19 protein-coding genes are annotated in these 18,949 nt (G+C 62.7%); 14 read left to right on the plus strand and 5 right to left on the minus strand.

The window, feature by feature from the left end:
• Positions 1–38 precede the first annotated feature (38 nt).
• The 6 genes from L8U58_RS02185 (at position 39) to L8U58_RS02210 (ending at position 6,831) form a co-directional block, all read left to right on the plus strand.
• A complete protein-coding gene (locus L8U58_RS02185; RefSeq protein ID WP_269954597.1) occupies positions 39–3,065 on the plus strand; it encodes an FtsK/SpoIIIE family DNA translocase in 3,027 nt (1,008 codons plus the stop codon).
• Positions 3,066–3,303: 238 nt separating this feature from the next.
• Complete coding sequence (locus L8U58_RS02190; RefSeq protein WP_034982054.1) at positions 3,304–4,305, plus strand: TerC family protein; 1,002 nt, start codon at positions 3,304–3,306, stop codon at positions 4,303–4,305.
• A 24-nt stretch (positions 4,306–4,329) separates the two neighbouring features.
• Complete coding sequence (pgsA, locus tag L8U58_RS02195; protein ID WP_034982053.1) at positions 4,330–4,932, plus strand: CDP-diacylglycerol--glycerol-3-phosphate 3-phosphatidyltransferase; 603 nt, start codon at positions 4,330–4,332, stop codon at positions 4,930–4,932.
• A complete protein-coding gene (locus L8U58_RS02200) occupies positions 4,933–5,448 on the plus strand; it encodes a CinA family protein (RefSeq protein WP_269954598.1) in 516 nt (171 codons plus the stop codon). It abuts the gene before it with no gap.
• Positions 5,449–5,506: 58 nt separating this feature from the next.
• Positions 5,507–5,854, plus strand: a complete 348-nt coding sequence (locus L8U58_RS02205) for a helix-turn-helix domain-containing protein (RefSeq protein WP_034970740.1) — start codon at positions 5,507–5,509, stop codon at positions 5,852–5,854.
• Positions 5,855–5,991: 137 nt separating this feature from the next.
• Positions 5,992–6,831, plus strand: coding sequence for a PspA/IM30 family protein (locus L8U58_RS02210; protein WP_269954599.1), 840 nt, complete (start codon positions 5,992–5,994; stop codon positions 6,829–6,831).
• Here the strand turns inward: L8U58_RS02210 and L8U58_RS02215 are convergent.
• From L8U58_RS02215 to L8U58_RS02225, 3 genes are read right to left on the minus strand one after another with little or no spacing between them, the layout of a single operon-like run.
• On the minus strand, positions 6,828–7,454 hold the full coding sequence (locus L8U58_RS02215) for an energy-coupling factor transporter transmembrane component T family protein (RefSeq protein WP_269954600.1): 627 nt from the start codon (positions 7,452–7,454) through the stop codon (positions 6,828–6,830). The genes L8U58_RS02210 and L8U58_RS02215 overlap by 4 nt on opposite strands.
• A gap of 12 nt (positions 7,455–7,466) precedes the next feature.
• A complete protein-coding gene (locus L8U58_RS02220; protein ID WP_269954601.1) occupies positions 7,467–8,162 on the minus strand; it encodes an energy-coupling factor ABC transporter ATP-binding protein in 696 nt (231 codons plus the stop codon).
• Position 8,163: 1 nt separating this feature from the next.
• Positions 8,164–8,769 (minus strand): biotin transporter BioY, encoded by a 606-nt coding sequence (locus L8U58_RS02225; RefSeq protein ID WP_196244230.1) that lies wholly within the window; start codon positions 8,767–8,769, stop codon positions 8,164–8,166.
• Positions 8,770–8,856: 87 nt separating this feature from the next.
• Between L8U58_RS02225 and L8U58_RS02230 the strand changes: the two genes are divergently transcribed.
• From L8U58_RS02230 to L8U58_RS02250, 5 genes are all read left to right on the plus strand, one after another.
• The gene (locus L8U58_RS02230; protein ID WP_034970741.1) at positions 8,857–9,063 is read left to right on the plus strand and encodes a DUF3046 domain-containing protein; all 207 of its coding nucleotides are present in this window, start codon (positions 8,857–8,859) and stop codon (positions 9,061–9,063) included.
• Positions 9,064–9,324: 261 nt separating this feature from the next.
• Positions 9,325–10,455 carry a recombinase RecA gene (recA, locus tag L8U58_RS02235; protein ID WP_034972876.1) on the plus strand — a complete coding sequence of 377 codons (1,131 nt, stop codon included), beginning with the start codon at positions 9,325–9,327 and terminating at the stop codon, positions 10,453–10,455.
• The gene (gene recX / locus L8U58_RS02240) at positions 10,439–11,035 is read left to right on the plus strand and encodes a recombination regulator RecX (protein WP_269954602.1); all 597 of its coding nucleotides are present in this window, start codon (positions 10,439–10,441) and stop codon (positions 11,033–11,035) included. Before recA ends, recX begins: the two co-directional genes overlap by 17 nt.
• A gap of 65 nt (positions 11,036–11,100) precedes the next feature.
• Positions 11,101–12,639 carry a tRNA (N6-isopentenyl adenosine(37)-C2)-methylthiotransferase MiaB gene (gene miaB / locus L8U58_RS02245; protein WP_269954603.1) on the plus strand — a complete coding sequence of 513 codons (1,539 nt, stop codon included), beginning with the start codon at positions 11,101–11,103 and terminating at the stop codon, positions 12,637–12,639.
• 10 nt (positions 12,640–12,649) lie between these two features.
• Entirely contained in the window at positions 12,650–13,363 is a 714-nt protein-coding gene (locus L8U58_RS02250; RefSeq protein WP_255463813.1) for an Rv2732c family membrane protein, read from the plus strand.
• On the opposite strand, the gene L8U58_RS02255 is transcribed toward L8U58_RS02250, so the two are convergent.
• A complete protein-coding gene (locus tag L8U58_RS02255) occupies positions 13,360–14,691 on the minus strand; it encodes a DUF349 domain-containing protein (RefSeq protein ID WP_269954604.1) in 1,332 nt (443 codons plus the stop codon). The two genes, L8U58_RS02250 and L8U58_RS02255, sit on opposite strands and share 4 nt — an antisense overlap.
• Before the next feature lie 128 nt (positions 14,692–14,819).
• Between L8U58_RS02255 and miaA the strand changes: the two genes are divergently transcribed.
• Complete coding sequence (gene miaA / locus L8U58_RS02260; protein WP_269954605.1) at positions 14,820–15,746, plus strand: tRNA (adenosine(37)-N6)-dimethylallyltransferase MiaA; 927 nt, start codon at positions 14,820–14,822, stop codon at positions 15,744–15,746.
• 15 nt (positions 15,747–15,761) lie between these two features.
• Positions 15,762–16,628 carry a diaminopimelate epimerase gene (gene dapF / locus L8U58_RS02265; protein WP_269954606.1) on the plus strand — a complete coding sequence of 289 codons (867 nt, stop codon included), beginning with the start codon at positions 15,762–15,764 and terminating at the stop codon, positions 16,626–16,628.
• A 9-nt stretch (positions 16,629–16,637) separates the two neighbouring features.
• Here dapF and L8U58_RS02270 read toward each other — a convergent pair whose 3' ends face one another.
• Positions 16,638–17,417: a hypothetical protein gene (locus L8U58_RS02270; protein WP_269954607.1), complete on the minus strand. Its 780-nt coding sequence runs from the start codon at positions 17,415–17,417 to the stop codon at positions 16,638–16,640.
• Positions 17,418–17,485: 68 nt separating this feature from the next.
• Here L8U58_RS02270 and hflX point away from each other — a divergent pair, with 68 nt between their 5' ends.
• Positions 17,486–18,940 (plus strand): GTPase HflX, encoded by a 1,455-nt coding sequence (hflX, locus tag L8U58_RS02275; protein ID WP_269954608.1) that lies wholly within the window; start codon positions 17,486–17,488, stop codon positions 18,938–18,940.
• Positions 18,941–18,949: the final 9 nt, after the last annotated feature.

Consider the following 18,949-nt stretch of genomic DNA (forward strand, 5'->3'; position numbering starts at 1 on the left):
GTGTGACTACTGTGGTTGCTGCGACTAGAGTGGTGACCATGTCTGTCACAAGTCGTTCACGCAGCTCGGCGCCCCGCAACCGGGACGCCCACGTCGGCCGTTCTAGCTCTGGCTACTCCGGCTATTCCGGGGACGAGGGCTTCGAAAGGACCGGCAGCGCCTTTGGAGTGGTCGGCCATTCTCTAGGATCTGCGTTCAGCGGTGCCGCACGGGGGATTGGTGGCCTGACCCGCCGTCTAGCCAGCCACAACCGTAGTAGCGACTTTGACACTTTTGACGATGAAGATCTAGACGTTGTAGAGGAGGCGGAGACGCAGGTGATCTCCAAACGGGGTAACCAGCGAGGATCGCGCACAAGTCAAGTTAAGAAGGTTGACAAGCGTCGCGGTTCTCGAGCAAGCGACAACTGGACCCCGGATACCGAAGACGATGGTTTTGACGCCGACTTCAACGCCGATGATTCCCGGGACACCGAGGGCTATCCAACGCGCATCGGTGGATCCTACGATGGCGCAGCGATCGGCGTGTTCGCCGTTGCCCTGATTCTGGCCGGAACGTTGTGGTTCGGCGTGGGCGGAGCAGTGGGCAACGCGATCGCCGGCATTCTCACCTGGATCATCGGCGCCGGCGGCTACGTGGTACCGGTTGCTATGGCGTTTGCCGCCTGGGTGCTGATGGTGGGCATCGAGCGCACCCAGCGCTCCACGCTCCGCCTGTGGCTCGGCTCTGCGTTGATCGTGCTTTCCATGCTGGGGTTGATCCACATATTTGCCGGACAGCCGACGACCAGTGGCGGTAAATCTAGCGCTGGCGGACTCGTCGGCCAGGCGATCGGCACGCCGATGGCCGTGGGCTTTAGCTCCTACCTGGCTGTACCACTCCTGCTGCTGGCGATCGTCTATGGAGCCCTGCAGCTGACGGGGCTGACGGTCAAGCAGATCTACAACCTCGCCGTGGACTTCCTCGGCGTGGGAGGTGGCCGTGGTGGCGCCGCTTATGACGCCTACGATGACGATGCCGAGGGGATCGACGACGATCAATATGGCCATGTCGACCGCGAGATCACCCGCGCGGCTCGCGCGAACTACCGCACGCCGATGGATAACTACCCCGTGGAGGCCGACGCTGACGCGGACCAGAACGAAACTCTGGTGCTGGACGACCTGGAGCAGCCGAAGCGCCAGCCGCGCCGCCGACCGAAGGCAAAGCCGGCGTCCAAGGCAGCACCGAAGCCTGTAGCCAAGCCCGAGCCCCAGGTCGACGACGTTGCGGATCTGCTGGAAGACGACGACCTGGATGCAGAGTTGGATCTCGACGCACCGGCCAAGCCCGCCCGCCGGGATCCCGTGGCCGACTCGCGCGATTCGGTACGCAATGCCATCGTCGCTCGCTCCGGAATTGATGCCGCCAAGATTCCAGCTTCGACCCCCAAGTCGGAATTGGAAGAGGCTGAGACTGCGGGACGGGGCGTCCAGAACAAAAACAACAACAACGACAGTGGCAGCGACAGCGATTACGCGCTGCCGTCAACCGAACTGCTAATCAAGGGCGACACACCGAAGACCCGCAGCGAGACGAACGACCGGATGATCGAAGCGATCACGGATGTGTTCGCGGAATTCAACGTCGACGCACAGGTGACGGGCTTTAGCCGCGGACCGACAGTGACCCGCTACGAGGTCGAACTGGGCCCTGGCGTGAAGGTTTCAAAGATCACCAACTTGCAGTCCAACCTGGCCTACGCGGTGGCTACCGATAACGTGCGTCTGCTGACCCCGATCCCCGGCAAGTCCGCCGTAGGCATCGAAGTTCCCAACACGGACCGCGAAATGGTGCGTCTGGCCGATGTGCTGGAGGCTCCGAAGGTGCGGGCCGACCACGATCCCATGGTTATCGGACTGGGCAAGGATATCGAAGGCGACTTTGTGGCTCACTCGATCCAGAAGATGCCGCACCTGTTGGTGGCAGGTTCGACGGGCTCCGGTAAGTCGGCATTCGTTAACTCGATGCTGGTTTCCCTGTTGACCCGTGCAACCCCCGACGACGTGCGCCTGATCCTGGTCGACCCGAAGATGGTGGAGCTGACCCCCTACGAGGGCATCCCGCACCTCATCACGCCGATTATTACGCAGCCGAAGAAGGCCGCCGCGGCGCTGACCTGGCTGGTGGAAGAGATGGAACAGCGGTACATGGACATGAAGGCCAGCCGCGTGCGCCACATCAAGGACTTCAACCGCAAGGTGAAGTCGGGTGAAATCACCACACCGCTGGGCTCCGAGCGCGAATACCGCCCGTACCCGTACATCGTCTGTGTGGTCGACGAGCTGGCCGACCTGATGATGACTGCCCCGCGCGAGATCGAGGACTCGATCGTGCGTATCACCCAGAAGGCCCGTGCCGCCGGCATCCACCTGGTGCTGGCGACACAGCGCCCGTCGGTAGACGTAGTCACCGGCCTGATCAAGACGAACGTGCCTTCGCGACTGGCCTTCGCCACCAGTTCGTCGACGGACTCCCGCGTGATCCTGGACCAGGGTGGCGCGGAGAAGCTGATCGGCATGGGCGACGGCCTGTTCATCCCGCAGGGTGCTGGCAAGCCGCAGCGTATCCAGGGTGCCTTCGTGACGGACGAGGAGATCAGCGCGGTCGTCGAGGCTGCGAAGGATCAGGCAGAACCCGACTACACCGAAGGCGTGACCGAGGACAAGGCCGCTGAGGCGAAGAAGGATATCGATCCGGACATCGGCGATGACCTGGAGGATCTGCTGCAGGCAGTCGAGCTGGTCGTGACTAGCCAGTTCGGATCGACTTCCATGCTGCAGCGCAAGCTGCGCATCGGTTTTGCCAAGGCCGGCCGACTTATGGACCTCATGGAAACCCGCGGCGTGGTTGGTCCGTCCGAGGGGTCGAAGGCGCGCGAGGTGCTGGTCAAGCCGGAAGAGCTGGAGACGATGCTCTGGATGATCAAGGGCGCTAACCCGGAGGACGCGCCCAAGGAGGTAGCGGAGGAAGACTCCGAGACCACCCGTGTAGTCTCGGCCAATCCGCCGAGCGGGGCAGTGTAGGTACCTCTATCCGCCCCCGCCTCCCCAAGCCCGCGCCCAGGGCGTGTAGAGTGAGCACCAGTTGGAGGGGAGTACCCTAACGCCAAAAATTTTTTGGCGCCTCGACATTGATCGTCAACACGGCAGGTGCGGATGTCCCGCGAACGTCCCGGTCATGTCGGCTCGTGACTGTTTTTGGAACGGGCAGGGGAGACCTCCGGTCTAACAAGTGACGCATTTTTACGACCGGAGGTTTTACATGGAAGTTAACGCCTTAACCTGGGTGATCACCATCGTCGTGGTCGCCGGATTCTTTGTCTTCGATTTTTACAGCCACGTCAAGACTCCTCACGAGCCGTCGATGAAGGAGTCGGCGCTGTGGTCGCTGTTCTACGTGGCTCTTGCCTGCCTCTTCGGTGGTTTCCTGTGGCTGACCTGGGGTGAGCCGGGGAACCCGCACCAGCACGGCATGGAGTTCTTCGCCGGCTATATCACCGAAAAGGCCTTGAGCGTAGACAATCTATTCGTTTTCGCGCTGATCCTGAGCTCCTTTAAGATCCCACGCAAGTACCAGCAAAAGGCGCTATTGATCGGTATCGCGCTGGCGCTAATCCTGCGTGGCGTGTTCATCGCCCTAGGCGCGGCCATCATTGAGGCCTGGTCCGATGTGTTCTACCTGTTCGGCCTGTTCCTGCTGTGGACCGCCGCGAAGCTTCTGTGGGACGAGATCTCCGGCCAGGAGGAGCAGGACCCGCAGGACATGATGGTCATCAAAGCAGTGCGCAAGTTTATTCATGTCTCGGATCACTACGAGTCGGACCGTTTGTGGTTTAAGGAAAATGGCAAGAAGGTTTTGACGCCACTTTTCATCGCCCTGGTGGCCATCGGCTTCGTCGACGTGCTCTTCGCCTTGGATTCCATCCCTGCCATCTACGGCATTACCAGCGAACCATACATTGTGTTTACGACCAACGCCTTGGCACTGTTGGGACTGCGGCAGCTCTACTTCCTGCTGGATGGCCTGCTGGATCGTCTGGTCTACCTGTCTTACGGGCTGTTCCTCATCCTGGCGTTTATCGGTGTGAAGCTGATCCTGCACGCCCTGCATGAGAACAACCTGCCGTTTATCAACAGCGGTCAGGGGCTGTCTGTGCCCGAGGTTTCCGTGGAATTCTCCCTGCTGACGATCGTTGGCATCCTCGTTGTCACGACAGTTCTGAGCTTGACGGTGGGCAAGAAGAATCTGGCCGAAAACGAATAGAGCTCCGCGCTAGGATAGATACTCGTGAACACTTCAACACCGCGATCGTCGTTTGGCAGGTTCGTCCACAACGTGAGCCTGCCGAATGTACTCACGTGCATTCGCATCGCCTTGATCCCGGTGTTCCTCTGGCTGATCCTGACTTCCGGGGAGTGGGACGTGGCTGGGTCCGATACCGACCGTGCGCACCGCTGGTGGGCTCTGCTGGCGTTTAGCCTGTTGATGTTCACCGACCAGCTGGACGGCTACCTGGCGCGTCGCTATGAGGTCATCACCGACTTCGGAAAGTTGGCTGATCCCATCGCGGACAAGGCGCTGATGATCTCCGCGTTCGTAAGCCTGAATATCCTCGGCGAGCTACCGTGGTGGGTCACTGCCATCGTCGTTGTGCGCGAGCTGGGAATCACCGTCTGGCGCATGGTGTTGGCGCGCCAAGGTAATGTGGTGCCAGCATCCAAGGGCGGGAAGCTAAAGACCGTGCTGCAGACCCTGGCGGTGTTCCTTTACATACTGCCTTTCGGTGGGGTCGTGCAGACCATCGCCATGATCGTAATGGGCGTGGCCGTCGTACAGACCGTCGTCACGGGCGTGCAGTACATTGTGGATTCCCGCAAGGAAAACGCCTAAGTGTCCGCTCACCCCGCCGCCGTACGCTTAGTACGGGAGTTCACCCGGCGGGGTCTGACCGTGGCGACGGCGGAATCCCTTACCGCAGGTCTGTGTGCGGCCACAATTGCAGAAGTGCCTGGGGCTTCGGCGGTTCTCCGCGGCGGCGTCATTACCTATGCAACAGAGCTCAAGCACAACCTGGCAGGGGTCAGTCAGGAGACTCTGCGCGCGCACGGGCCGGTGTCGGCGGAGACAGCGGCAGAGATGGCAGCTGGGGCGGCAAAGGCCTGCGGCGCCGATGTCGGCATAGCACTGACGGGCGTGGCGGGGCCAGATCCGCAGGACGGGCATCCGGTGGGCGAGGTTTTCGTTGCGGTGTGTGACGGCACGGGTGCCATAAGAGTGGAAAACCTTTATGAGGAGTTTGCCCGCAGGCGCGACAGCGGCGAGTTCGACGGGTTAGATTCCGCACAGCTGCGGGCGGAAATTCGCCAGTTCAGCGTAAAGCGCGCGCTGGAACTGGCTAGCGCGTAGACTGGCGGGAACAAATTCGCCGCCTGGAACGTTGGGATGATTGATGAGTCACAATACTATGGTCATGGATACGGTTGCAGTGGAGCGTCCGAGTGAGCGGATGCCGGCGGACGAGCCACTTCTGCGGGAGGCTCTGGGAGCCACGCTGAAGGAATACCGCACAAACAACGGCTTTACGCTGCGCCAGCTTGCGTCTTTGGCGAACGTCAGCCCGGGGTACCTCTCGGAGCTCGAGCGGGGTCGCAAGGAGGTTTCCTCTGAGCTGTTGGCTAGCGTGTGTCACGCGATGGCGGTATCTGTCGCCTCGGTGATTCTGGAAGCTGCGTCGATGATGGCTCTGGATGCGGCGGCTGCAGAGCTGGCAGCGAACATGGCTGCGACCGCGGGGGACAGGGCTCGCGCATAAGTGTTGCGGAGGGAGCTGTGGAGGGGGCGTGAAGGGGCCGTAAAGGGGCGCAGTACAGCTGAATATTGATAGAATCATTCGCGTAGAAAAAATTTTTTAACCCGGTTCTCGGGGCCGTATTAAAGGAGTATTAGCGCATGGCCAATCCGTTTGTGAAGGCGTGGAAGTACCTGATGGCGCTCTTCGACAACAAGATCGAAGAGAACGCTGATCCGAAGATTCAGATCGAGCAGGCCATCGCGGAAGCGCAGAAGCAGCACCAGGCTCTGTCTCAGCAGGCCGCAGCGGTGATTGGCAACCAACGTCAGCTGGAGATGAAGCTGAACCGCCAGCTGGAAGACGTAGAGAAGCTGCAGGCCAACACCAAGCAGGCGCTTAACCTGGCGGATAAGGCGCGCGCTGCGGGCGACCAGCAGAAGGCGATGGAATACGAGAACGCCGCGGAGGCCTTCGCCGCACAGCTGGTGACCGCCGAGCAGTCCGTGGAGGACATGAAGAGCCTGCACGACCAGGCCCTGCAGCAGGCAGCACAGGCCAAGCAGGCGGTGGAGCGCAACTCCATGCAGCTGCAGCAGAAGGCTGCCGAGCGCACCAAGCTACTGAGCCAGCTGGAGCAGGCGAAGATGCAGGAGAAGGTCGCCGAATCCCTGCAGTCCATGGATGCTGTGACCGCTAACGGCTCTCCGAACCTGGACCAGGTGCGCGAGAAGATCGAGCGCCGCTACGCCAACGCACTCGGCCAGTCTGAGCTGGCACAGAACTCCGTCCAGGGACGCATGGCAGAGGTCGAGCGTGCCGGCATTCAGATGGCGGGGCACTCCCGCCTGGAGCAGATCCGTGCGGAGATGAACAGCGGCAACAGCCAGCTTGCCGGTGGCCAGCAGCCGGAGGCTATCGAGCAGGCGAAGCCGCAGGCCGGCAACGTCGGCCAGGATGCAGTCGCCGAGCGCATGCGTCAGCTGCGCAACGAGAACTAGTTTCCGACCCCACGGGATTTCAGCGCCTCGCCAAGGTGGCGGGCGCGAAGCAGGCTGCGGACAATAACCGGCACGCCGAACGCAAGCACGGAGCGCGATGCGCCCCGTGCTTTTCTTGCGTCCAGCACCTCGTTCACCGTCAGCGCGGTCAGTGGAATCAGGCGAATGGTCAGCGCAAGGAGCAGGCTGATGGTCTCCACGGGCAAGCCGATCCTGCCGAGCGGCCGCAGTCCGGCCTCTACGGCGTCCATCAAGGCCACGACCGTCGTGGTCAGTGTGAGTAGGCTGGCCATCGCGACCGCCGACAGGATCACTCCGAAGTAGGTCAAGGCAGTCGGCAGGTCGCGCTGCCACCACAGCAATCCAGCAAAAGCGGCCAGCAACACGGTAGGAGGCAGCAGCTGCTGCAGCGTTAGGCGGACGGGAATCCGCGCGGCCAGGTAGCAGATCGCCGTGAACCCGACGAGCACTCCGGCCTGCCACGGAACCTTGGCCCACAGGGCAGTGCCGACGAGGAAAACCAGCAGTAAAAAAATTTTTAGGCCCGCTGGTGCCCGGTGGAATACCGAGGTCCCGGGGTGAAACACGGACAGTGGCACATGTACGTGCAGGGGTTGCTTCATTCGTGAGCCTCCCTAACTCCGGTAGCTGTCAACGTAGTCGTTGATCACGCGCTCCGCCGGTCCGTCGTCGTGAATCCGGCCGTCGCTGACCCACAGCACCCGGTCCATGTCCTCTAGGAGTTCTAGGTCGTGGGAGACCACGATCAGTTGCTGCGGCAGTTCCGCCAGGGTGCGGGCGATCATCCGCCGATTCCCCAGATCCAGCAGGGTGGTCGGCTCGTCGGCAATCACTAGGTCCGGCTCGGCTACCAAGACTGAAGCAAGTGCTAGCAGTTGCTTTTCGCCACCGGAGAGGAAGTGCGGGGAGGCATCCGCCAGGTGCTCCAGGCCCATGTTCTGAAGCGCGCGTTGTACCTTCTTCCGCCGCTCGGGGCCTTTCTTGGTGGTTGCTCTTAAGGAAAACGCGACGTCTTCGGCGACAGTGGGCATGATGATCTGGTTGTCGGCGTCACTAAAAATAAACCCCACCTGCTTGCGCACCTGGCGACCGTGTTTGGCCACGTCGAGGCCCGCGACGCGCACCTGGCCGCGCGTTGGTTCGGCAAGGCCGTTGATGAGGCGCGCCAAAGTGGATTTGCCCGAGCCGTTGGAGCCGATGATGCCGATGCGCCGTTCGCTCAAGGTCAGGTTGATGTCGTGGAGCACGGTGCGTTGGCCTGTGGCGCTGGGGAAGGTGACGCCCACATTGTCGAACTCGATGACGGGCATTCTAGGCCTTGGGGGAGTCGGCGCTTTGGGGCTTGCGAAGCGTGGGGAGCAGGTCAGGAACGGCCTTTGTCACGGCGAGGGCAATGGCGACGGCGAGGACGATCTTGATGAGGTCGCCCGGGATGAACGGCGTGTTGGTGGCCAGTGCGGTGCCCAGGTTGTAGTCCAGGCGCACCATCAGGCCGACGGTGCCGCAGAGGTATTGGATGATCACGCCGACAATGCCTGCCAGGAAGAACACGGCGGCGCGGGCGTTGAGGTTGCGTGGGGCGTACTGGGCGATGAGGCCGATGACGAAGGCGGCGATGACGTAGCCGACGATGTAGCCCACGGTGGGGCCGGCGACGGCTGCTGCGGCGGGCTTCCAACCGGCCATGTTGGGCACGCCGACGAAGCCTACGGCGATGAACAGGGTAGTGGCCAGGCCGCCGCGCCAGAAGCCGAGTATGAGGGAGGCTAGGAGGATTCCCATGTTTTGGAGCACGATGGGCACTCCGGAAACGCCGACGGGGAACTGTACGCCGCCGAGGACGATGATGAGAGCTGCGAAAACGGCGATGTACGCGAGGTCCACCGCTTTGAACTTTGTAGTTTCTGTGGTTGACATAAATAGAATGATAAACCAGTTCGTCGTGAAACTTGAACAGTGTTCAAGGAGGGGTTGGGTCGGGGGTGGGGTGTAGATTGGGAAACCATGCGCAGGACAGAGTTTGATCGACTAACCGAAGGTGAATTTGGCGATGGCTTCCGTGCGTGGATCGCGGACACCCACGTGCTGAGTTCCTTGGGGGACACGCCCGCGGCGCTAATCGAACAGGGGTATGATCCGCGCGATGTGTGGCTGGCGCTGTGTGATGACTTTGATGTGCCGGAGGAGCGCCGCTTAGGCGAGGATATCTAGTTCTCTCCGTTCTTTCTTTATGGACGCCCATCTTGTGCGCGATTGAGGAATTCAGTTAAACAATCGAACAAAGGTTCGTGTAGGGTGTGTGTCGGTGCCATGGTTGTCCGCGCGGTCGAGTACAACTGTCAATGAACCTTTTCGCGGTGCCCTCGGTCTAAGGGATCGGGGGGTGCGAAAAAGATGACGAATATAGGCACGTTAGATAAGCAGGGCACGGAAACAGCAGGTGCCGACGCAGAAGTAAGGAGCAGCAACTCTATGCCACCGAAGAAGAAGCAGACCGCCGCCGCGGCGGGGAAGGATCGTTCCAAGGCTCTAGAGCTTGCTATGGCGCAGATCGAGAAGGACTTTGGCAAGGGTGCCATCATGCGCCTCGGCGACGATACCCGCCCGCCGATCCAGGCGATTTCCACCGGCAATATCGCCATTAACGCAGCGCTGGGCATCGGCGGTTTTCCGCGCGGTCGTGTGGTGGAGATCTACGGGCCGGAGTCTTCCGGTAAGACCACCGTGGCGCTGCACGCGATTGCGGAGGCGCAGCGGGACGGCGGTATTGCGGCCTTCGTGGATGCCGAGCACGCGCTGGATCCGGAGTACGCCCGCGCGCTGGGCGTGGATACGGATGCGCTACTGGTTTCTCAGCCGGATACGGGCGAGCAGGCGTTGGAGATCGCGGACATGCTGATCCGTTCTGGGGCCATCGACATTATCGTGGTGGACTCCGTGGCGGCGCTGACGCCCAAGGCGGAGATCGATGGCGACATGGGCGACTCCCACGTCGGTCTGCAGGCGCGTCTGATGAGCCAGGCGCTGCGCAAGATGACCGGTGCCCTGTACCAGACGGGCACCACCGCCATCTTCATTAACCAGCTGCGCGAGAAGATCGGCGTGATGTTCGGCTCGCCCGAGACGACGACGGGCGGTAAGGCGCTGAAGTTCTACGCTTCGGTTCGTTGCGATATTCGCCGTATCCAGGCGCTGAAGGACGGCCAGGACGTGGTGGGTAACCGCACGCGCATCAAGGTTGTGAAGAACAAGGTTTCCCCGCCGTTTAAGATCGCGGAGTTCGACATCCTCTACGGCGAGGGCATTTCGCGCGAGGGCTCCATCATCGACCTGGGTGTGGAAACCGGCCTGATTAAGAAGTCCGGCTCCTGGTTTACCTACGACGGCGACCAACTGGGGCAGGGCAAGGAGAAGGCCCGCGAGTTCCTCAAGAACAACCCGGATCTTTCCGCGGAACTGGAGGATCGCATTGCCCGCGAGCTGAAGATCGGCCCCTACGCCAAGATGAAGGACGAGCAGGCTGACGGTGCCACCGAGGGGCAAGTGGACGAGGATAAGCCCATTGAGCTGAGCCCGAACTTCGACGATGACAGTGAAGAATAGGGATCGCGAAGGAACGATAGAGGCACTCCGGCAGGCCATTGCCAACTACTCGCCCGGTGAGGGTGGGGGATTGGTGGATACGGCGCAGGAGGAGAGGCTCGCGCCGATTAAGGCCAAAGCGGTGCGGCTGATCAACCACCGTGCCCGGTCTACCGAGGAGCTGCGCCGCAGACTGCTGGAGGCCGACTGTGAACCGGAGGGCGTGGAAGAGGTTCTGAACCGCTGCACAGCCAATGGAATGTTGGACGATGCCGAGTTTGCCAACGAATGGGTGCGCCAGCGGGAGAAGAACCAAAAGAAATCCGTTGCTGTATTGCGCCGCGAACTGCAGCAGAAGGGGATCGCCTCCCCGCTGATCGACGATGCCTTGGCGCAGGTCGATGACGAGTCCCAGGAACGGATCCTCGACGATCTGGTGACCAAGAAGGCAGCCAGTATCAAGACCCGACCCGCCGATCGCAAGGAATACGACAAGGCTCTGCGACGTGTGGTGGGCGTTGCCGCCCGTCGCGGGTTCCCGGAGGGCTTAGCGCTGCGCCACGCGCGCCGCGCGCTGGACGCGCGACTAGAGGAGTTGTAGCGGGCGTCACTAGGTAACAACCGCGCTTTCGTAAACGCAGCAATGGAAGGGGTAGGGTAATCCACGTGACACAGACGATTCAGACGCAAACGGGCGAGACCAGCGGTGCCGCGCGTACTTACGAGGTGCGCACCTTCGGCTGCCAGATGAACGTCCACGATTCCGAGCGACTGTCCGGGCTGCTCGAAGACTCCGGATACGTCCCCGTAGATGAGGGCGCAACCCCGGACGTGGTGGTTTTCAACACCTGCGCGGTACGGGAAAACGCAGATAAGCGCCTGTACGGCACCCTCGGCCAGATGAAGGCCATCAAGGACGAACACCCCGGCATGCAGATCGCTGTCGGTGGCTGCATGGCGCAGAAGGACAAGCAGACCGTGGTGGACAAAGCACCATGGGTCGACGTGGTGTTCGGCACGCACAACCTAGGGTCGCTGCCAACGCTGTTGGAGCGTTCCGCGCACAACCACAAGGCAGAGGTGGAGATCTTCGACTCGCTGGAGGAGTTCCCCTCCGTGCTGCCAGCCAAGCGCGAATCCGCGTACGCCGGCTGGGTGTCCGTCTCCGTCGGCTGCAACAACACGTGCACCTTCTGCATCGTGCCCGCGCTGCGCGGCAAGGAACAGGACCGCCGCCCCGGCGAGATCCTGGCCGAGGTCACGGCGCTGGTGGCACAGGGCGTGAGCGAGGTGACGCTGCTGGGTCAGAACGTCAACGCCTACGGCGTGAACTTCGCCGACGAGACCCTGGAGCGCGACCGCACGGCATTTTCCAAGCTGCTGCGCGCCTGCGGCGAGATCGAAGGCCTGGAACGCCTGCGCTTCACCAGCCCCCACCCGGCCGAGTTCACCGACGACGTAATCGACGCGATGGCCGAAACCCCCGCAGTCTGCCCGCAGCTGCACATGCCACTGCAGTCCGGCTCGGACAAGGTGCTGAAGGACATGAAGCGTTCCTACCGCTCCAAGAAGTTTCTGGCGATCCTCGACAAGGTGCGCGAGCGCATCCCGCACGCGGCGATCACCACGGACATCATCGTCGGCTTCCCGGGCGAGACGGAGGAGGACTTCCAAGCGACCATGGACGTCGTAGAGAAGGCCCGGTTCTCTAGCGCCTACACCTTCCAATACTCGCCGCGCCCTGGTACTCCCGCTGCGGAGATGGAAAACCAGTTGCCGAAGGCTGTGGTGCAGGATCGCTACGAGCGCCTGCTGGCGCTGCAGGAGCGCATCAGCGAGGAGGAGAACCGCAAGCTCATCGGCACTTCCCAGGAGCTGCTGGTGCAGGCGGATGGCCGCAAAAACGACCGCACCCAACGCCGCTCCGGTCGTGCCCGCGACGGGCGCCTCGTGCACTTCACACCGGAGGGCGATATCCGCGCAGGTGATGTCGTGGAGGTCGTTATTACTGACGCCGCGCCACACTTCCTCATCGCCGACGGCGGAGTTGCGAGCCACAGGCGCACCCGGGCTGGGGACATGACAGAGCTGGGGGAGACTCCGACGACGGCGCCTGTGGGCGTCGGGCTCGGAATGCCCAGCATCAAGAAGCCCGAGCCGACCACGGCGGGCGGATGCAGCACGGGAGGATGTGGCTGTGAGTAAAGAAGACGCTGTGAGTAAGGAAAAAACAGACAACAGTGCAGATCAGGTGGACCGGCTAGCGAAGTACCGGGACGACCTCGGTGGTGCCGAGCGCAAGGTCGCGCGCCAGGTGGTGCTGGGGCGCTACATGCCTCTGCTGGCCTTCGGGTTGCTGGTTCCGCTGATCACTATTTTCCTGCCGCACGCGGGCGACGTGCGCGGCTTCGACGTGCTCTTCGATACGCCGGTGGCGCAGAACAACGATACGACGAAGCCGGAGATGATCTTTTCCTGGCTCCGACTGACTGCCATCTTGCTGACGATTGGCACCATCGTTTCCAAGTCCTGGATGGTGGCCTGGGTGACCTGGGCTTTTGCGGGCGTGGCCTGGTGGTACAACGTGTTTGCCGTGTGGATGCGGCAGACCCGCCCGCCGACACTCACGGGCGACGGGCCGGCGATCCCGCTGGTCTTCAGCCTGCTTGGGTTGACGGTGCTGTTTATCGCCATGTCGGCCGTGGTGTTCCAGAAGAACCCGCTGCAGCGAGCCCTGGCGGCCGCGCGGCGCGAGGAAGCGCACCGGGACGAGGAATCCCGTCTGGCGCAGCAGCGCCTACGCACGGGCATTGAGGAATGCGAGGTAGCCGAGATCGTCGATGACCGGCGTGCCCGCGCGAAGGCTCGGCGCCAGCGCAAGGCGGAGCAGAAAGCCGAGCAGGATTCCGAGCAGGATTCCGAGAGCTAGCTTTCTAGCGCCGCCGCAGCGGCATCTGCCCATTCCTGCCACTGGGCGGCCTGTGCGCGCAGCTTCTCTGCCTTGGAGGCGTTGCCGGCCTTCTCCGCCGACTCGGCTTCGCGGGTGAACTGGTCAACCTTGGCCTGGAACTGGGCGACACGTGCCTGAGCCTCCGGGTCGGTGCGGCGCCACTCGGCATCGGCAGCTTCCTCAACGCGGGACTCGATGGCCTTGATCTTGTCCTCAAATTCGCGGACTCGGCCACGGGGGACGAAGCCGATCTGCTCCCACTTCTCCTGTAGCTCGTGAAGCACCTTGCGGGCCTTGTCCACGCCGTGGGCCTGCGGATCGACCTTGGGGGAGTACTCGTCGATCAGAGCCTGCTTGGCCTCCGCATTCGCCTCGAACTCCTTGTCCTTTTCCGCGTTGGTGGCCTTGCGCGCGGCGAAGAATACGTCCTGTGCCTTGCGGAAGCGTTCCCACAGCTGGTCGTCCACGTTGCGAGGGGCGCGGCCGGCTGCCTTCCACTGGCTCATCAGGTCGCGGTACTTGGCGCTGGTGGCACCCCAATCCGTGGAATCCTGCAGAGCCTCGGCCTCCGCGATAAGGTCTTCCTTCCTTAGTCGCGCGCGCTCGCGATTGCGGTCGAGTTCATCGAAGTGTGCCTGGCGCTTGCGGTTGAACTCGGAGCGGGCAGAGGAGAAACGCTTCCACAGCTCGTCGTCCTTTGCACGATCCACGCCCTTGATGGCGCGCCACTGTTCGACGATGGTGCGGATGCGCTCGCCGGAGCGCTTCCAATTCACTGTAGAGGGGTCTGCCGCAGCGATCGACTCGACCTCCGCCAGCAGCTCCTCCTTGCTCTCCAGAGCGGACGCCCGGCGCTGTTTCTTGGCCTCCGCGACCTCCTGTTCGGCGGTCTGGGTGCGCTGAGAAATTTTTTCCAGTCGCGCCTCGAGCGCCGGGATATCGCCGATCACCGCCGCGGTGCTCAGCGAATCCAGCAGTGCCTGGGCATCGTGACGAATGGTCGGGGCCTGCTCCGGGTTGTTAGTCAGGCGGGCCTCGAGCATCTGAACCTCGGTGCACAGATCGTCGTAGCGCGCACCGAAGTGCTGCAGCCCCTCCTCCGGGGTGCCGGCCTTAAACTCGCCGACCTGGCGCTCGCCCTCGGGTGTCCTCACCCAGGCCACTCCTTGGTTATCTACACGGCCGAACTGCGCGGGGTCGTTCTTGGGAATAGAGACACTCCCGGGCTGAACCACCTTCGGTCCCGGCTTCGGGCCGGGCTTTGGACCGGGCTTGGGAACCGGACGAGAATTCGTGAGATCAGTCATTGGGGATACTCCTACCTAAAACCAAAACGTTCCAATCGCCTTCACAGGCAATGAGGTCATTATTACACCAGCCAGCACCTTGGTGGGGGATCTTGGGCGGTGCACTGGGGCGGCTACACTGGTTTCCTATGAATTCCTCCACCCGTCCGCGCCCCATTGCCGTCGTCGGCCCCACTGCGTCCGGCAAGACGGCAATCTCCTTGGCGTTGGCCAAGCAGCTGGACGGAGAAATCGTCAATATCGACTCTATGCAGCTGTACCGCGGCATGGATATCGGCACGGCCAAGGTTCCGGAATCCGAAAGGGAGGGCATCCCGCATCACCAACTGGATATCTGGCCGGTCACCAAGCCAGCCAGCGTGGCGGAGTACCGCGATGGGGCGATCGAGACCGTGGAGAAAATTTTTTCCCGCGGCAAGGTGCCCATCATCGTCGGCGGTTCCATGATGTACGTCCAGGCGCTGGTCGACGAGTGGGACTTCCCTCCGACCGATCCGGCCGTGCGCGCAAAGTGGCAGCGCCAACTCGACGAACGCGGCGTGGCTGCCATGCACCAGCACCTGGCGACGATCGACCCCGAGGCCGCCCGGATCATCGAGGACAACGATCCCCGCCGCACCGTCCGCGCCCTCGAAGTCATTGAACTGACCGGCAAGCCCTTCGCGGCCTCGCAGCCCCCGAAGGACTCCACACCACGGTGGAACATGCGCCTGTTGGGGCTGAACGCTCCCGCCGAATGGCTCAACCCGCGCATCGAGCTGCGGGTTCGCCAGATGTTCGACCAGGGACTCGTCGACGAGGTGCGGGCTCTGGTCGGCGAAGGCCTGGTCCGCGAATCCACCGCCGGCCAGGCTATCGGTTACGCGCAGGTGTTGGACTATTTCGCCGGCGAGCTGACGTACGAGGAAGCCGTGGATCGCACCATTACCGGCACCCGTCGCTATGCTCGGCGGCAACGTTCCTGGTTCCGGCGCGATAAGCGGATTGTGTGGATTGACGCCGACTCTCCCGACCCGGTGCGCGTAGCGACGGAAGCACTGGGATTAAACGACTAGAAGGAGTTCCCTACAGTGATCGAGTTCATGAAGGCCCACGGCACGGAGAACGACTTCGTGGTGTTGCTCGACGAGGCCGTGGAAGTGCAGCTGTCCGAAGAGCGCGTGCGCGTCCTGGCAGATAGGCGGGCCGGGATCGGCGGCGACGGGGTGATTCGCATTGCCACTGCCGATGCTCTGGTTAACGCCGGCGTGCTGCCAAACTTGCCCGAGGGCGTGCACGGTGACGAATGGTTCATGGACTACCGCAACGCCGACGGCTCGCTGGCGGAGATGTGCGGTAACGGTGTGCGCGCGTTCGCCCACGTGTTGTGTTCGCAGGGGAAGGTGCAGGCAGGGGAGCAGTTCGGCATCGGCACCCGCGCAGGCCGCAAGCTGGTAGAGGTCCACGAGGTGACCGGCGAAAATCAGGAGCACGCCATAGTCAGCGTGGAGATGGGCGCCCCGCAGGTGCTGGGAGTTTCTACCGCCCAGGTCGGCGACGTGAAGGTTGCGGGGCTTGGGGTAGACATGGGCAACCCGCACCTGGCCGCGGTGATTCCGAGTCTTACTGCGGACAAGCTCCGGGAAATGCCCATCGATCAGCAGGTACAGTTCGACCCGGAGTTCTTCCCGGCGGGCGTGAACCTGGAGGTTCTCACGCCGCTGGATGAGGCGGGCGCGGTGCACATGCGCGTCCACGAGCGCGGGGTGGGCGAGACTCGCTCGTGCGGCACCGGCACTGTTGCCGCCGCTGTGGCTGCTCTTGCGGACGCCGAACGGGCCGAAGGTACCGTCACCGTGCACGTTCCAGGTGGCGAGGTGAAGGTGGAGATCTCCGCGGAAGGTTCCGTCTTGCGCGGGCCGTCTGCGATCGTGGCCTGGGGGCAGACGGTTCTTTAGCGGCCCTTTTTAGTGGCCTCCGCAGCCGCAGCTGCCGGATCCACAGGCGCCGCCACAACCGGCGGCCTCTACGGTGCTGGCGGTGAACTGCACGGTGCCGGCCACGATCAACGGAGCATCGGACTGTGCGAGTTCCTCGTCGACCGCATCCTCGGGTAGAACTACCGTGAACTCGAAGGGGGAGGTCACCGTTGCCGTCCAGAACTTCTGGCCGGTCAGGGCGTTAATCTTGCGGGACCAATCGGAGGCCTCCACGGCGATGTTGGCCGTGGCGTGCGGGGTAGCGGCAGGGGAGTTGATGTCCTGCAGACCGCTCGAATCCACCACTCCGATCTTTAGGCCGCCGTCCTTGGCGAACTCAGTCGAGTTCCCGTACACGCGCACGGAGCTGGCCAGAGCCCCAATGTGGAACTGGTGGTACTCCAACGAAGGGGCGTCCACAAGCAAAGGCCCTTGCGCGATCGTGGCGGTAAGGGAAGCGATCGTCGGTGCCTGCTGGCCGGCGATCTGCAGCATGGGGCTGTCGTCCACAACATCGAGCACGCCGATGATGTCGTTCAACATCGACAAGTGCGCCGTGGCGGGCACACCGCCGGTGAAGCTGCCGAAGGAGCCGAAGGGCTCGACGGCGAGCACCACCAGGCGGGCGCCCGAAGGGTCGTCGAACTGCAGAACCTGGCCGCCGCGAACCTCGCCCGAGACGGCGAGGCTACCCGAGGAGTAGGTGGCCTCCAGGGCGTCCTGCCACTTGGGGAAATCCATACCAATGCTGCGGAGTTCAGGAATCATGCCCACCACTCTAGTCCTCTACACCAAATTTCCTATTTACGTCCCCTGACAGGTAAAAATAGAGCGTAATGACGGAAAAGACGGATAGAACCGAACACACTACACACCTTTATGATTCGCCTGCGGCGCCCACGGTCGGCGAGCTCGATTTGGAGGCGCGCTCTAGCCTCCGGCGGTTGTCCCGCGGAGTAAATACCTACACAGACGAGCAGTCCGACGGCTACGACGTTGAGTACCGCAAGCTGAGGCTGGAAAAGGTCGTGCTGGTTGGCGTGTGGACCACCGGGACGATCGCGCAGGTCGAGGCGAGCCTGGAGGAACTGCGGGCCCTGGCGGAAACCGCGGGCTCCGAGGTGGCGGACATGCTCTACCAGCGGCGCGACAAGCCGGACTCCGGCACCTACATCGGCCGCGGCAAGGTCGAGGAGCTGAAGTCAGTGGTGCAGGAAACCGGGGCAGATACGGTGGTCTGCGACGGTGAGCTAAGCCCCGGCCAGATGATTGCGCTGGAGAAGGCACTGGATGTCAAGGTCATCGATCGCACCATGCTGATCCTGGATATCTTCGCCCAGCACGCGAAGTCCAAGGAGGGTAAGGCGCAAGTTTCGCTGGCGCAGATGGAGTACCTGATTACGCGTGTGCGTGGTTGGGGTGGCGCGCTGTCCCGCCAGGCTGGTGGCCGTGCAGGCTCTAACGGTGGCGTGGGCCTGCGCGGTCCGGGTGAGACGAAGATCGAGGCGGATCGTCGCCGCCTGCGCTCCGATATGGCGAAGCTGCGCAAGGAGATCGCGGCAATGAAGACCTCCCGCGAAGTCAAGCGCGAGCGGCGTGATGCTTCCGCCATTCCGCAGATCGCCATTGCCGGTTACACGAACGCGGGCAAGTCCTCGCTGATTAACGCGCTGACTGGCGCGGGCGTGCTGGTGGAGGATGCACTTTTCGCCACCCTGGATCCGACTTCTCGCCGCGCGCAGCTGGCCGATGGTCGCGCCGTGGTGTTCAGCGATACGGTTGGCTTCGTCCGCCACCTTCCGACCCAGCTGGTGGAGGCTTTCCGCTCCACCCTGGAGGAGGTGCTGGCCGCCGATGTGGTGCTGCACGTTGTGGACGGTTCGGATCCATTCCCGCTGGAGCAGATCAAAGCCGTCAACACGGTCATCGGCGGGATTGTGGAGGAATCCGGACAGGCAGCGCCGCCGGAGATCTTGGTGATCAACAAGGTCGACGCGGCCGATCCGCTGGTGCTGGCTGAGCTGCGCCACCGGGTGCCGGATGCTGTGTTTGTGTCGGCGAAGACGGGCGAGGGCATCCCGGAGCTAGAGGCGCAGCTGGAACTGTTCTTGAACTCTTTGGATTCCCACGTGACGTTGCATGTGCCTTTCGAGCGGGGCGATGTGGTGGCGAGGGTGCACGAGCTGGGCACGGTGATTGCCGAGGAGTACGACGCCGCCGGCACCCGCCTGGACGTACGCTTGCCCACGGTGGTGGCTAAAGAGCTCAAAGAGTTCATCGTCGCCGAGTAGACGGAGCCG

Origin of the sequence: Corynebacterium macclintockiae (genome assembly GCF_027570165.1) — a bacterium.
GTDB lineage: Bacteria > Actinomycetota > Actinomycetes > Mycobacteriales > Mycobacteriaceae > Corynebacterium > Corynebacterium macclintockiae.

Excerpts from the sequence above, each read along its gene's own strand:
- L8U58_RS02185 (WP_269954597.1), top strand. The coding sequence starts at position 39 with ATGTCTGTCACAAGTCGTTCACGCAGCTCGGCGCCCCGCAACCGGGAC.
- L8U58_RS02190 (WP_034982054.1), top strand. The coding sequence starts at position 3,304 with ATGGAAGTTAACGCCTTAACCTGGGTGATCACCATCGTCGTGGTCGCC.
- L8U58_RS02205 (WP_034970740.1), top strand. The coding sequence starts at position 5,507 with ATGGTCATGGATACGGTTGCAGTGGAGCGTCCGAGTGAGCGGATGCCG.
- L8U58_RS02210 (WP_269954599.1), top strand. The coding sequence starts at position 5,992 with ATGGCCAATCCGTTTGTGAAGGCGTGGAAGTACCTGATGGCGCTCTTC.
- L8U58_RS02215 (WP_269954600.1), bottom strand. The coding sequence starts at position 7,454 with ATGAAGCAACCCCTGCACGTACATGTGCCACTGTCCGTGTTTCACCCC.
- L8U58_RS02220 (WP_269954601.1), bottom strand. The coding sequence starts at position 8,162 with ATGCCCGTCATCGAGTTCGACAATGTGGGCGTCACCTTCCCCAGCGCC.
- L8U58_RS02225 (WP_196244230.1), bottom strand. The coding sequence starts at position 8,769 with ATGTCAACCACAGAAACTACAAAGTTCAAAGCGGTGGACCTCGCGTAC.
- L8U58_RS02230 (WP_034970741.1), top strand. The coding sequence starts at position 8,857 with ATGCGCAGGACAGAGTTTGATCGACTAACCGAAGGTGAATTTGGCGAT.
- recA (WP_034972876.1), top strand. The coding sequence starts at position 9,325 with ATGCCACCGAAGAAGAAGCAGACCGCCGCCGCGGCGGGGAAGGATCGT.
- recX (WP_269954602.1), top strand. The coding sequence starts at position 10,439 with ATGACAGTGAAGAATAGGGATCGCGAAGGAACGATAGAGGCACTCCGG.
- L8U58_RS02255 (WP_269954604.1), bottom strand. The coding sequence starts at position 14,691 with ATGACTGATCTCACGAATTCTCGTCCGGTTCCCAAGCCCGGTCCAAAG.
- miaA (WP_269954605.1), top strand. The coding sequence starts at position 14,820 with ATGAATTCCTCCACCCGTCCGCGCCCCATTGCCGTCGTCGGCCCCACT.
- L8U58_RS02270 (WP_269954607.1), bottom strand. The coding sequence starts at position 17,417 with ATGATTCCTGAACTCCGCAGCATTGGTATGGATTTCCCCAAGTGGCAG.
- hflX (WP_269954608.1), top strand. The coding sequence starts at position 17,486 with ATGACGGAAAAGACGGATAGAACCGAACACACTACACACCTTTATGAT.